The 13,351-nt window shown below is 69.9% G+C and carries 13 protein-coding genes; 4 read left to right on the top strand and 9 right to left on the bottom strand.

Annotation, left to right across the window (positions count from 1 at the left end; genetic code table 11):
* Positions 1–110: 110 nt before the first annotated feature.
* The 8 genes from ACNPQM_RS05700 to ACNPQM_RS05735 form a co-directional block, all read right to left on the bottom strand.
* Positions 111–1,367 carry a M20 family metallopeptidase gene (locus tag ACNPQM_RS05700; RefSeq protein ID WP_418083120.1) on the bottom strand — a complete coding sequence of 419 codons (1,257 nt, stop codon included), beginning with the start codon at positions 1,365–1,367 and terminating at the stop codon, positions 111–113.
* A complete protein-coding gene (locus tag ACNPQM_RS05705) occupies positions 1,364–2,110 on the bottom strand; it encodes a trimeric intracellular cation channel family protein (protein ID WP_418083222.1) in 747 nt (248 codons plus the stop codon). Before ACNPQM_RS05705 ends, ACNPQM_RS05700 begins: the two co-directional genes overlap by 4 nt.
* Before the next feature lie 130 nt (positions 2,111–2,240).
* Entirely contained in the window at positions 2,241–4,025 is a 1,785-nt protein-coding gene (locus tag ACNPQM_RS05710) for a CocE/NonD family hydrolase (RefSeq protein WP_418083122.1), read from the bottom strand.
* A gap of 18 nt (positions 4,026–4,043) precedes the next feature.
* Entirely contained in the window at positions 4,044–4,985 is a 942-nt protein-coding gene (locus ACNPQM_RS05715; RefSeq protein ID WP_418083123.1) for an MBL fold metallo-hydrolase, read from the bottom strand.
* 34 nt (positions 4,986–5,019) lie between these two features.
* Complete coding sequence (locus ACNPQM_RS05720; protein ID WP_418083124.1) at positions 5,020–5,943, bottom strand: alpha/beta hydrolase; 924 nt, start codon at positions 5,941–5,943, stop codon at positions 5,020–5,022.
* A gap of 4 nt (positions 5,944–5,947) precedes the next feature.
* The gene (locus tag ACNPQM_RS05725; protein ID WP_418083125.1) at positions 5,948–7,060 is read right to left on the bottom strand and encodes an FAD-dependent oxidoreductase; all 1,113 of its coding nucleotides are present in this window, start codon (positions 7,058–7,060) and stop codon (positions 5,948–5,950) included.
* Positions 7,061–7,073: 13 nt separating this feature from the next.
* Complete coding sequence (locus tag ACNPQM_RS05730; RefSeq protein WP_418083126.1) at positions 7,074–8,030, bottom strand: phosphotriesterase family protein; 957 nt, start codon at positions 8,028–8,030, stop codon at positions 7,074–7,076.
* A 49-nt stretch (positions 8,031–8,079) separates the two neighbouring features.
* Positions 8,080–9,054 carry a phosphotriesterase gene (locus tag ACNPQM_RS05735; protein ID WP_418083127.1) on the bottom strand — a complete coding sequence of 325 codons (975 nt, stop codon included), beginning with the start codon at positions 9,052–9,054 and terminating at the stop codon, positions 8,080–8,082.
* Positions 9,055–9,302: 248 nt separating this feature from the next.
* Between ACNPQM_RS05735 and ACNPQM_RS05740 the strand changes: the two genes are divergently transcribed.
* The 4 genes from ACNPQM_RS05740 to ACNPQM_RS05755 are packed head-to-tail and all read left to right on the top strand — an operon-like array spanning position 9,303 to position 12,733.
* A complete protein-coding gene (locus tag ACNPQM_RS05740; protein WP_418083128.1) occupies positions 9,303–10,475 on the top strand; it encodes a cytochrome P450 in 1,173 nt (390 codons plus the stop codon).
* A complete protein-coding gene (locus tag ACNPQM_RS05745) occupies positions 10,472–10,660 on the top strand; it encodes a ferredoxin (RefSeq protein ID WP_418083129.1) in 189 nt (62 codons plus the stop codon). The genes ACNPQM_RS05740 and ACNPQM_RS05745 overlap by 4 nt, the downstream gene beginning before the upstream one ends.
* Positions 10,657–11,799: an NAD(P)/FAD-dependent oxidoreductase gene (locus ACNPQM_RS05750; RefSeq protein WP_418083130.1), complete on the top strand. Its 1,143-nt coding sequence runs from the start codon at positions 10,657–10,659 to the stop codon at positions 11,797–11,799. Before ACNPQM_RS05745 ends, ACNPQM_RS05750 begins: the two co-directional genes overlap by 4 nt.
* A 10-nt stretch (positions 11,800–11,809) precedes the next feature.
* Positions 11,810–12,733: a LysR family transcriptional regulator gene (locus tag ACNPQM_RS05755; RefSeq protein WP_358859961.1), complete on the top strand. Its 924-nt coding sequence runs from the start codon at positions 11,810–11,812 to the stop codon at positions 12,731–12,733.
* A gap of 6 nt (positions 12,734–12,739) precedes the next feature.
* Here the strand turns inward: ACNPQM_RS05755 and ACNPQM_RS05760 are convergent, their stop codons facing one another.
* A complete protein-coding gene (locus ACNPQM_RS05760) occupies positions 12,740–13,348 on the bottom strand; it encodes a TetR/AcrR family transcriptional regulator (RefSeq protein WP_358859962.1) in 609 nt (202 codons plus the stop codon).
* Between the last annotated feature and the right edge of the window lie 3 nt (positions 13,349–13,351).

Raw genomic sequence — 13,351 nt, forward strand, 5'->3', positions numbered from 1 at the left:
CACCCTGAGCGTCAGGCGAGCGTCACGGGTGTTACAGGGTGACTCTGCCGGGCGAACCGCTCATGCCGGTACCTCGTCGGTACCGGCACGCCGGAAACGCCGAGTCCGCGTCAGCTGCCGAGCCAGGCGAGCGCAGCCACCGTCATGGCGCTGACGCCGGTGTCCAGGGTGGGTTGAACGACGGGGGCGAAGGCAGGGCTGTGGTTGACCGGGACGTCCTGGGCGATGGTGCCCTTCTTGGCTGCCTCGGCATACAGCTCCGCGTCGATGCCTCCGATGCCCCAATAGGTGAACGGCGCGCCGAACGCCTGGGGAATCTCGCTCATGTCCTCGCTGGCGGTCTGCAGGTCGACGGTGTGCGCGTCCTCGCCGAAGTGGGCGGCGAACGCCTCGGCGACGCGTCGGGTCGCTTCCTCGTCGTTGACGGTGGGTGGGAAGGCGGCCGTTCGCACGATCTCGGGTGCCTTCGGCGACCCGGACGCCTCGCTCTCGGTCCGGACCATGCGTTCGATCGCCTTCAGGACCTGGCTGCGCGTGTCATCTTCGTAGGTACGGACGTTGACCTCGATGACGGCGCTGTCGGGGATGACGTTGGGGCCGGTGCCGGCGTGGATGCTGCCTACGGTGACGACGGCGGGGGTGGTGGCGGCGAGTTCCCGGGAGACGATTGTCTGCAGGCGGACGACGATCATGGCGGCCATCACCACGGGGTCGACGGCGGCCTGGGGCATGGAGCCGTGAGCCCCTCGGCCGTGGACGGTGATGCGCAGGCTGTCCGCGGCCGACAGGAGGGGCCCGGGGCGGGTGCCGACGTAGCCGGCCGGATAGGGCAGGACATGCTGGGCGAGTACCACGTCAGGCCGGGGCGCCCTTCCCGTGAGGCCGTCGTCGATCATGGCGCGGGCGCCGTCGCCGTTCTCCTCCGAGGGCTGGAAGAGCGCCACGAACGTACCGCGCCAGGCGTCCTTGGCCTGGGCCATCAGCTGTGCGCAGCCGAGCAGAGCGGTCACGTGCACATCGTGCCCGCAGGCGTGCGTGACCGGCTGCCCGGTTCCGTCCGGGCCGGTCAGGGTCACAGTGGAGGCGTAGGGCAGACCGGTCTGCTCGCGTACCGGAAGGGCGTCCATGTCCGCGCGGGCCATGACGGTGGGTCCGTCGCCGTTGGCCAGTACGCCGATCACGCCCGTGCCGCCGATGCCGTCGGTGACCTCGTAACCGAGGTCCCGCAGAGCGTCGGACGCCTTCCTCGCCGTGCGGTGCTCCCGCAGGCCGAGTTCAGGATGCCTGTGCAGATCCCGGTAAAGGTCCTCGAGATCGGAGCGGATACCGGCGAGACGGGACAGCACTGCACTGTTTCGGTCGGTCACGGCGTCTCCTTGCGCGGGTGGGACTGCTCTTCTTTCCCGTTCGGGGCGGCGGCGTCGGTGCTGTGCCGCAGCATCGCGGCCGGCTTGGACCGGGGCTGCCAGTCCAGGCTGGTGGGCAGGTTCCAGCCGAACCGCACGGCAGTGAGCCGGAAGGCCAGGGCCAGGGTGATGCCCAGGCCGACGCCGATCGCCGGCACGCCGAGGTACACACAGATCACCGTGGTTCCGGCGACCGCAAGGGCGACGGTGGCGTACAGACCGTTGCCGCCGAAGACAGCCGGCACCCGGCCGAGGACGACATCGCGCAGGGCGCCCCCACCGACGGCGGTCACGGTGCCCAGAAGGACGGCCGGAAGCCATCCCAGACCCACGGCGAGCGTCTTGTTGACCCCGGTGACCGCCCAGAACCCGAGGACTGCGGCGTCGAGCGCGGTGAAAAGCCGGGTCCAGGACGCCTCGCTGATCCTGATGAGAAAGACCACCACGGAACCGGCGACGGCGGTCGTCAGGTAGGCGTAGTCGGTCAGCGCGACCGGCGTACCGTGCTGCAGCAGTACGTCCCTGATCATGCCTCCGCCGAGACCGGAGATGATGCCCACCACCAGGAACCCGAACAGGTCCAGGCCGGCCGTGCGGGCCACGGCGCCTCCCAGCAGCGCGCACGAGAAGACACCGGCAAGGTCGAGATAGCGCGTCGCGACCGTGATTCCGGCGGGGATCAGGGAAGCCGACATCACACTCATGGTGGACACGATGCCGAGCCTAGTGACCCGGTGTCCGCACGGCACGCGCAGGCCGCCACGGACAGTTGCCGTCCGTGCCGCCCACGCGGCCGCCGGGGGTACGGCGGTCCCCCGGTCTGCGTCGGCCTCGTCAGGAGCCGCTGCGCCGGTCTCCGTCTTCGTTGCGCGCGGAGCCCGATCGCGTCACGTCCGGCGCCGTGACCGTCGTGAACGGCAGCACCAGCCGGGAGGGGTGTGCGGCGTCGCGGTAGATCTTGTGGGTGACGGGGCGGCCCACCGGCAGGTGGAAGGCGTCCGGCGGCAGCAGCGCGTTGTGCGCGTCGGCCAGCGGCTCGTCGTTGGAGAGCTCCGCGACCAGTTTGTGGCCCGGCAGGAACGTCGCCGCGAACGGGTAGACGCGCAGCACGTACTCCTCGATCTTCCCCGGCTCGACCGGCACCGCGCGGGTGTGCGGGTGGTAGGGGTCGCCCTCGGTGGTGCGCCCCTCGTCGAGCTCGCGGTGCGAGGCCTTGAGGTAGGCGGTCGTGATGAGCTGTCGCTTGCCTCCCGGGGCCTCGTCCCACATGCGCAGGATGAAGTTGGTGTCGGGCTGGTCGATCTCCGCGAAGAGGTGCGCCGCGCCCTGGCCGATCATCTCGGTGGGCTCGGTGAACGGCTCGGTGCTCCAGCTGAGCATCTCCACCTTGTCGGTGACCGTGAGCGGCGCCTGGTAGAAGCCGTCGGGGACGGCGTGCTCGGCGCCCATGGGCTCGGGCTCGAAGGAGAGCTTGTGGCGCGGGCGGAGGTAGAGCGGCTTGTGCTCCACGTCCTTCGGCGGCCACTGGGCCCCGGTGACGTACTGGCGTGAGCCCTCGACGTGCACGGTGACGGCGGGCTCGTCCATGATCCCGTTGTCGATGCCCTTGATCCAGTAGTCGTACCAGCGGAACATCTTGTCGTGCTCTTCGATGAAGGGGCGCGACTGCATGGGCGGGTACGGGCCGATGTCCAGCTTCTTGGGGCCCTTGAGGCGGTTGAAGACCTCGATGGTGCCGTCCATCGTCCAGCCGCGGCCCTGGTCGATCTGGAGCCAGACCGGGATGTCGATGTTCGGCGCGAGGGTGACGGGGTTGCGCTCCTCGTACCACTCGCCGTCGACCTCGTTCATCACGATGTCGAACCAGGCCTCGTGGTTCTTCGGGTAGTTCAGCACGTGGACCAGATTGGGCCAGGCGGCCACGTCCGGGTCCTGCAGGCGCTCGGCGACCCGCTTCTTGATCTCTTCGGGCGAGCAGGTCTCGAGCATGCGGGACTTGACGCCGTCGGTGAAGGCCCAGCCGGAGTCGCCGCCGCGCCCCTCACGGGCGGCGCGCGGCATGAACCACATGACGCCGCCGTGGTAGGTGGTCTCGTAGAAGTCGTAGTGGCCGCCGCTGACGAAGATGGCCTTGAGGCTCGGCGGACGCTCGGCCGCCGCCAGCACCTGCATCGAGCCGAAGTAGGAGATGCCGATCATGCCGACGTTGCCGTCGCACCACGGCTGCGCGGCGACCCACTCGATGAAGTCGTACGCGTCCTGGCCGAGCGAGACGCCACCGGCATTGTAGTTGCCGATGTGCTCGCCCTCGGAGGCGCCGGAGCCGCGCAGGTCGCCGATGACGTGGACGTAGCCCTCCTGGACGACGCGCGCGATGTCGCCGGCCTCGATGCAGCCGTCCCACATGGGGCTCGGCCGGCGCTGCGGCGGGGTCGTCAGGGCCAGGGCCTGGAGCTCCTTGCCGTACGGGCTCAGGGCCACCAGCGCGGGCCGCGGTGTGTCGTCCGCACCGCTGTACGCGTCGGCCACCAGCGTGACGCCGTCGCGCATCGGCACCTGGAGATCCTTGCGGACGGCGATCGACTGCTCGCCCGCCCGGATCGTGTGAAGGTCAGTCATGGGTGTGAAACTCCTGTGTTACGCGTTCTGTTCGAGGTGCGTGCGGTAGCCGGCCATGGAAGTGAAGAACGGCGACGGCTCGAGCGCGGGGTCACCGGTGTAGCCGAGCTCCTCGGCGGCACGGGCGAACGGGGAGTACGGCGAATCCGTCTCCCGCAGGCCCGCCTCCAGGCATCCGCAGGCGGCCGCGGCGACACGGGCCTCGATGTCCAGGCTCTGGGTGATGGCCTCCTGGGCCTGCGCCTCGTCGAGCTCGACGCCGTACGGTGTGCCGTCGACGCGGCGGTAGGGGTGTCCCAGGTAGAGGTGAAACGGGCGGATCTCGTCCCGCAGGTACTCCAGGCCGGCGCGGTAGGCGACCGGGTCCGTGTAGCCCGGGAAGCCGTTCGCCGCCCCGTGGACCTGGACGGCGTCTCCGGTGAACACCGAGCGTTGTCCGTCGACGACGTAGGCGACCGATCCGGGTGTGTGGCCCGGTACGGAGTGCACCGACACGGTGACATCACCGCCGAGGGAGAGGGTCTCGCCTCCCTTGACCAGCAGGGAGGGCTCCATCTCGCCGGAGATGACGGCCTCCGTGGCGGCCGTCACCTTCGCCTCGCCCTCGGGGTCGTCCAGGTACCGGCCCCGTCCCGCGAGGTACTCCTCCACGTGGGCCCGGCGCGAGCGGAGCATCGGTGCGTCGGACTCGTGGATGACCACCTGGGCGCGCCGCCCGGTGAGCTCCCACAGGGCGTACGCTCCGCCGACGTGGTCGATGTGACCGTGTGTCAGCAGGATCCAGCGCACGTCCTCGATGCGGCGTCCGATGGCCTCGAGCGCGGGAGCCATCCCTTCGGCGGGCGACGAGGCGATGCCGGTGTCGACGATCGCCGGCTCGGGTGCGTCGATGAAGAAGCTGTAGAGACCGAACCGGCCCCAGGGCGAGACCAGGGGGTGGACGGTGACTGGGTGCGTCATGCTTTCCTACTCCGCTCGTGCACGGGCCGGCCGGTCAGCTGCGGCCGAGGAAGTCGCGTGTCTGCGTGAAGACCGCGTGATACTCCGGGATCCAGGAGAAGTGCTGGACGAACCCGTGGCCCGCTCCCTCGTACCGGCTCACTGTCGCTTCCACACCGGCTTCGCGAAGCCGCTCGCCGTACAGCTCGCCCTCGTCGCGCATCGGGTCGTGCTCGGCGGTGACGACCAGCGCGGGCGGCAGACCGGTGAGGTCGGTCCGCTTGATCGGCGACACCAGCGGGTCCGCGGGGTCGGCGCCGCTGTCGAGGTAGAAGGCGTTGAAGGGCTTCAGCCCCGCCGTCTCCAGGCCGTAGCCCACCGCGTTCTCCCGCAGCGACGGGTAGCGGTCGACGTCGAAGTCCAGGTCGAGCGAGGGGTAGTAGAGGATCTGGTGGGTGATCCGGTCGAAGCCGTCGTCGTGCGCCCTGGCGGCGACCGCGGCGGCGAAGGTGCCGCCGGAGCTGTCACCGGCGACGGCGAGGGTCGTACCGTCCCAGGCCAGGCCCGTACCCTCCTCGGCGGCCCAGCGCACGACCGCGTAGCAATCGTCGAGACCGGCCGGGAAGGCCGCCTCGGGCGCCAGGCGGTAGCCGACGGAGACGACCTTGAGCCCGGTCTCCTTGGCCAGCGAGCGCGCGACGTGGTCGTGGGTCTCCAGGCTGCCGAGGAAGAACGCGCCGCCGTGGAAGTAGACCAGCACGCCGTAACTGTCGGCCTCGACAGGGGTGTAGATCCGCACCGGTACCTCGCCGGAGGCCGTCTTCGCCGTCACGTCGTCGACCGCGTGGAGCGGCAGGGGCTCCTCCAGAGGGGTGACGTGCGCCTCGTCCGCGGCGCGCATGGCGACCGGGTCGAGCGGGCCCTCGGGCGGGGCGGGCAGGCTCGCGATGAATTCGGCGATCTCGGGATGCAGCGTCATGGTGTCACTCCTGCCCGGCAGCGGCGGGCTTCTGGCCGGGGAAGACGTCGTTGATCTCGTCCTCGGTCCACCCCTGGCGCGAGATGCGCTGCAGCTCGTCGGTCACCGGCTTGCGGGTGGCCTGGTACAGGGCCAGCGCCTCCTTCACGGAGTCCGCCTGCCGCAGGGCGTCGGCGAGCGCGCCGCCGTCCTCGATGGCCGAGTTGGCGCCCTGGCCCTGGTGGTGCAGCATCGAGTGGGCCGCGTCGCCGACGAGGACGACGGAGTCCGATTGCCACGTGTCGACCGGGTCGATGTCGTAGACGGCGCGAATGTTCACGGTGTCCATGTCGAGGTCGCGCGTGATGCTCACGAGACGCTCGTCGAAGCCCTCCACCGTCTTCAGCATGTCGTCCTTCGAGACCTGCGGGTTCCAGGTGCCGTCCGGGCAGAGGGCGGTGATGTCGAACGACACCTGGCCCCGGTGGCGGAGCGGCAGCAGGTAGATCTTCGTGCCCTTGCCGATGTACATCCGAAGGTTGTCGTCGACGACCATCCCGTGGGCGGCGTCGACGGGGATGACCGCGCGGTAGGCGTGCTCGCCCGAGAACACCGGGCCCTTCTCGCCGAACAGCTGCCCCCGCACCACCGACTTGATGCCGTCGGCGCCGACGACCAGGTCGGCCTCGACGGTCTTGCCGCCCGCGAAGGTGAGGACGGAGCTGTCCCCCTTGTCCTCGATGCTCTCGAGCTTGTGGCCGAGGTGCACCATGCCCGCGGGGAGGACGCCCAGAAGCGCGTCGATGAAGTCGCCGCGGTGGATCAGGTGGGTATGGGTCTGCTCGCCGTCGACCGGCCACGTCTCTTTCATGATCGGGTCGCCGGTGGCCGTGAGGATCTCGAAGTACTCGCTCGGCGAGGTCACCTTCGCTATCGCGTCGAAGATCCCCCACTGGCGGAACCGGTTCATGGTGACGGGACGCAGACCGATACCGGCGCCCACCTCCCGGATCTGGTTGGCCTGCTCGTAGACGTCGACCTCGGCGCCGAGCAGGCTCAGGGCCTTGGCCGCCGCAGCGCCGCCGTATCCCGCTCCGACGATGGCGATCTTCAGGTTCTTCAGGTCTGAGGACTGCATGGTGGTTCTCTCTTTACTTCTGCAGGGTGAGGAAGTCGGCGGGGTTGTCGACGAAGACCGTCTTGATGGCGGCCTCGTCGAGACCGGCGGCGCGGAGGTCCGGGATGAGGTCCTCGAAGATGTAGTTGACGGTGTGGCCCTTGACGCCCGGCCAGCCCAGCGGGCTGCAGTTGGCGTCAGCGGAGGCGAGGACCTGCTTCAGCCGCCGGCCCCCGTCGATGAACCGCAGGAAGTGGTCCAGCCGCTCCTTGCGGGGGCGGGCCCAGAACGGCGGGTCGGGCAGCTCGGTCTCGTAGCCGAAGGTGTCGAAGCCGATGCGGCCGCCCTTCTCCGCGATCCAGACATCGCGCGTCCTGTCGGCGTTCACGCCGTCGTCGACGTGCCCGAACAGGACGCGGTCCAGCGGCAGGCCCTCCTCGTCGAAGACGGCGATCGCGTTCTCGGCGTCGATCGCGAGGTGGGTCAGGATCGGCACGCCCGTGGTGAGCGAGGCGCGGGCCGCGGCGCGGTAGATCCGCTTGTCCAGGTCCGTCATGCGGCCGCCGCGGCTGACACCGACCTTGATGACACCGGCGAGGCCGCCGGTGCTGCCGATGCCGACGGTGATCTCGTGGACGAACTGCCGCATCAGATAGTCCACGTCGGCGTTCGCGAAGTGCGGCAGGGCGGTGTCGCCGCCGACGAAGCCGGTGCAGGCGACGATGTGGACGCCGGTCTTCGCGGACAGCGACTTGTAGTGGTCGACGTCACGGCCGTTGCAAATGCCGGTCGCGTCGACGAAGGTGCCGCCGCCGTACTCGTGGAACGCGCGCAGCTTCGGGACGGTCTCCTCGTACCGCTGCTCGGGGGTCTTCCACCACTTGGTGTCCAGTTCGGAGCCGGGCATGCCGTACCCGATGTGCTCGTGGACGGCCACGAGTCCCAGCTCCTCGGCCGGGACCGGCCCCAGGACCGTGTTCACTCTCGACACAACACTCACCTTTGAGTAAGAGACTTGATGGTCGTTCGTGCCGGCGCGCTCAGCGCACCGACAGCAGGTCGCGCGGGTTCTCCACGAGAATCCGCCGCGCGTCCTCGTCGCTGAGACCCTGTGTCTTCAGGAGCGGGACGAAGGTGGTCAGGACATAGCTGTACGGCAGGTCGTTGCCGGGGTGTCCCTTCGTCACGCCGGTAGCGCTGCTCGACAGCAGGATCCGGTCGGCGAAGCCGGCCTTCACCAGGTCGGCGACCAGAGCGGCACGCTCGGCGTCGGTGACGTGTTCCCCGTCCTCCACGCCGACGTGGTCGAGGGCGACGTAGGCGCCTCGCCGGGCGACCTCCAGGGGTGCTCCGGCGGCGACGGCGTCCTTGCGGTCGAGTCCGCCAACGACCACACGGTCGGCCGCCAGCTTCTCGTCCAGGACGACGTCCAGGTCGTGCAGGGCGTCGCTCCCGTAGCGGATGGAGACCGCGACGCCAGTGGTCAGAGCGGTCCGGGCCGCACCCCGGAACAGGCTCTCGTCGGTCGCGGTCATGCCCTCGCGGGTCGCGGTGGTGGCCACCAGGCCCGCCGCGCCGCGGCGCTCCACCCGCGGGACCACCATGCCCTCGGTGACCTCCTTGGTGAAGAGGTCGGCGAACTTCTCGGCCGGCCACGGCGTCGGCGGGTTGGTCTGCGGCGTGAGGAAGTAACCGCCAAGCAACTCCTCGGGGCCCTGCCCCGTCGAGGCGACGATGTGCACGCCGGTCGTGCGGGCGAGGGTCTCGTACAGCCGGACGTCCCGGCCATGGAACATGCCGGTGCTGTCGACGATCGTGCCGCCGCCGTGGGCGCGGAAGTCCTTCAGCTTCGCGGCGAGGGTCTCGAAGATCTCGGCGCGGTCGATGGTGATGTCGAAGGCGTGCTCGGCGCCGGGCACCACCGACAGCAGCGCCCCATGGACCGAGACGACACCCAGCTCGGCGGCCGGCACCGGGCCCAGGACGGTGTTCACGGTGTTGCTTTCGACGCTCATGCCTTGCCTCACATGTCCGGTGTGGGGTGCCTGCGCACCCTGTGGCTGCGGTCACGGTAACCATTCGCTTTACATGCCGTCAATGAAATGAACGCCACGAAAAAACAATTCGCTGAGGGTTGCGCGAACGCGACCTTCCTCCTTGCGCGCGGGTATTGTCGAGTGCATGACACATGCACGGTGTGCATGTAGGACCATGTAAAGCATTCACTTGTTCGATATGGGGGGCGGACACTTCACTGTGGGGCATGAGCACCCCGCCTACCTCCGACGTCGACCTCTTCGCCGACGAAGTCGTCCTCGATCCCTACCCCGTCTACGCCGAACTCCGGGAACGGGGCCCCGTCGTCCACCTCCCGGAGAACGACGTCTACGCGCTGACGCGGTACGACGCCGTCCGTGGCGCCCTCGCCGACTGGGAGTCGTTCTCCTCGACCTCGGTCGCATTCAATCCGATGGCCAACGAGGCGCTCACCGGCACTTCGCTCGCGTCCGACCCGCCCGTGCACACCCAGCTGCGCGCCACGCTCACCGAGAATCTCTCCCCGCGTGCGCTGCGCGGTCTCAAGGCCGGGATCGAGACGAAGGCGGACGCCCTCGTCGCCGAACTCGTCGAGAAGGGCTCCTTCGAGGCCATCGACGCGCTAGCCCGGGCCTTCCCGCTGGAGGTCGTCGCGGACCTGATCGGCTTCACCGGTCACGTGCGCGACAACATGCTCCGCTGGGGACAGGCCGCCATGCAGGTCCTCGGCCCCATGAACCAGCGCACGGCCGAGAACTTCCCCGTCGCCGGCGAGCTCTACGCCTGGTGCTCCCAGGTCGAGGCCGACGACCTCGCGGAAGGGTCCGTGGGCCGCGGCATCTTCGAGGCCGAGGCCCGCGGCGCCATCCCGGCGGACACGGCCGGCCACATCATCCACCAGTACCTCGGAGCCGGCGTCGACACCACCATCGCGGCGATCGGAAACATCGTCGCCCTCTTCGCCCGGCATCCCGGCCAGCTCGCCCTGGTCCGCGAGAACCCGTCATTGGTCCCTGCGGCGTTCAACGAGGTGCTGCGCTTCTGGGCTCCCGTCCACGCCTGGGGCAGGCGTGTCACGAAGGACGTCACGATCGAAGGGACGGTCGTCCCGACGGGCGCACAGGTCGCCATCCTGTTCGGCGCCGGCAACCGCGACCCCCGGCACTACGAGAACCCGGACGCCTTCCTCGTCGAGCGCAATCCGGTCGACCACCTGTCGTTCGGCTACGGCCCGCACGGCTGCGCCGGCCAGGGGCTCGCCCGTCTGGAGGCCCACGCCGTGATCGAGGCGCTCTCCCGGCGTGTCGAGCGCCTCGTCGCCGGACCCGAGGTCCGCGTCCCCAGCAACACCACCCGGAGCATCGAGGAGCTCCCCGTCCTGGAGGTGATCCCCGCATGAAGATCGTCCTTGACCGCCCCCGCTGTGAGGGCCACGGCCTGTGCGAGGAGGCCGCGCCGCAGCTCATGCACCTCGACGACGAGGGCGAACTGGTCCTGGACCGCGAGGAGGTCGGTGAGGCCGACGCCGCCCTGGCGAACGCCGCCGTCCGGGTGTGTCCGGTCGCGGCGCTGAGGGTCGCATGAGCACCGGCACCCTGAAGCGCGTCGTCGTCGTCGGCAACGGGATCGCCGGGCTCACCGCGGCCGACACCCTCCGCGAGGCCGGTTTCGACGGCGAGCTGACCATCGTCGGCGACGAACGGCACCCGGCATACAGCCGCCCGGCCCTGTCGAAGGCGCTCCTTCTCGACGGTGACGACATGTCGTCGCACGAGCTGCCGCCGGCCGGCCACGGGGCGATCGAGCTGCTCGGCGTGCGGGCGACAAGCCTCGACCTCGACCGCCGGCTCGTCACGCTCGACGACGGTACGGCGCTGCCGTACGACCGCGTCGTGCTGGCCACCGGTTCCCGGGCTCGACGTCTCTCCGATCTGGCCGGGGAGCTCACCCTGCGCGGGCTCGACGACGCGCTGTCCCTGCGCGGCCGGCTGGCGGCCGGGCCGTCGGTCGTCGTGGTCGGCGGCGGCCCGCTCGGCATGGAGATCGCGTCCTGCTGCCTGGCTGCCGGCTGCGAGGTCACGCTCGTCTCCCAGGGCGCGCCGCTGATTCTCCAGCTCGGCCCGTATCTCGCCGACGTGTTCGTCAAGGCCGCGCTGGGCCAGGGGCTCACCGTCGTGGAGACCGCGGCGGCCCGGCTCGAGGGGAGCGACGGAAGCACCCGGGTCGTCCTGGACGAGGGCGGGGTCCTCGAGGCCGAGGTGATCCTCACCGCCGCCGGCGACGTGCCCAACATGGAGTGGCTCGCCGACTCGGGACTCACCGCCAAGGGCGCCATCCCGGTCGACGCGCGCGGTCTCGTCCGCCCCGACGTGGCGGCCGTCGGCGATCTCGCGGCCTTCCCCACCCCGCAGGGCCTGCGCCGCATCCCTCTGTGGAGCAGCGCGATCGAGCAGGCGAAGGTCGCGGCGCGGGCACTCGTCCGCGGCGACGAGGCTCCGCCGTTGCAGTTCCAGCCGTACTTCTGGACGGAGCAGTTCGGTCTGAGCCTGAAGGCGGTGGGCAACCTGCCGGTGCAAGGGAATCCGGAGTACGTCGACGGAGGACCCGGCGGCGGTCCGGCGCTGATGCGCTGGTCGCACCAGGACGGCACCGGTGACGCCGTGGCGCTCAACTACCGGATCCCGATCCCCCGGCTGCGCCGGATGACCCGGGCGGCCACGTAGGGTTCGTCGCATGAGCGCAGAGGAACGGGGCCCCACGGGTTCGGGCCTGGACCGGCTTGCATCGGTCAACCTGAACCTGCTGGTGCCCCTCCTCGCGCTCCTGGAGGAACGTTCGGTGACCAGGGCCGCGGAGCGGGTCGGTCTGTCCCAGCCGGCCATGAGCCACGCCCTGACGAGAATGCGGCGCATGCTGGGGGACGACCTCGTCGTCCGGCAGGGGAGCGGGGTCACGCTGACTCCGCGCGCACTGGAGTTGGTGGGGCCGCTGCGCAGTGCCCTGCAGCAGACGGCGCGCATCGTGAACTTCCCCCTCTTCGACCCCGCGACGGACCGGCGGCTCATCACGGTCGCCATGACGAACAGCACGGCGTTCGTCGTGGGGCCGCGGCTGACCCGGCTCGTCACCGAGCGCGCTCCGCACGCCACGCTGCGGCTGCGGACGATCACGGTGCCGACCGAGGCGACCTTCACCGATCAGGGCGTCGACGTCGTGCTCATCTCCGAGGGGCACTTCTCGCCGTATCCGCGCGAGCGCCTGTACAACGACCGCTGTGTGGTGGTGGCCTCCCCGGACACCCCACCGGACGCCGACGCGCTCGAACTCCTGACGACACAGCCGCACATCGTCGTCGACACCGACCGGCGGGTCTTTCCCTACTCCGTGCTGGAGGACAAGGGCATCCCCTATCGGGTCGGCCAGCTGAGCTCCGACTTCCTGCTGGTGCCCTTCCTGGTCGCCCGCGCCGGCGGCGTCGCTCTCCTGCGCTACCAGGTCGCCGCCGCCATGCGCACGCTCGCCGACCTGCGGATCGAGGAGTTCCCCTTCCCGCTTCCCGGACTCGGGATCGACATGGTCTGGAACCCCCGGCTGGCCGATCAGCACTTCGTCGAATGGCTCCGGGCGCTGCTCCTCGACGTCGCGGCGGGGCTCTGACCCCGGTCAGCTCAGCAGCCGCACCCAGCTGGCACCGAGCTCGTCGAGCATCTTGTCGCGCGTGATCTTCCAGTCGGCACCGTCCCAGTGCTGGGCGACATAGTCGAGCTGGGACATGGCGAGAACGCCCCGGAAGTGGCGTTGGTGGGGTTCGAGGCGCCCGGCCGCCGTCAGCCCGTCCTCGATGTCGCTGATGGCCTCCTCCAGCCACCGCTCGACCAGGTCGGGGAGTTCCGGATCGATCACCGCGGCATCGCGGCCGATGCGGATGATCGGCCGGATGGCCGGCCAGCTCTCGGCGGTCCGCCGCAGCCACGCCATGATCGCCTCCGGCGTCCCCTCGGCGACAGTGGCCACCAGATCCCGCGCCGTGGAACCGTGTTCGGGAGAGCGGACGCGCTGCAGCACCTCGTTGAGCTGCTCGTCGATCAGTGCCCTCATCAGCTCACTGCGCGAGGGGAAGTACGCGTAGAAGGTCACGCGCGTGGTGCCCGCGGCGGTCGCGATGTCGTCGACCGTGGTGGCTGCGTACCCCTTCGTCTTGAACAACTCGAGTCCCGACTCCAGCAGCAGACGGCGGGTCATCTGCTTCTGTGCCTCACGAAGGTTCGCCATGCC

This window comes from Streptomyces sp. NPDC056231, assembly GCF_048270745.1.
Lineage (GTDB): Bacteria > Actinomycetota > Actinomycetes > Streptomycetales > Streptomycetaceae > Streptomyces.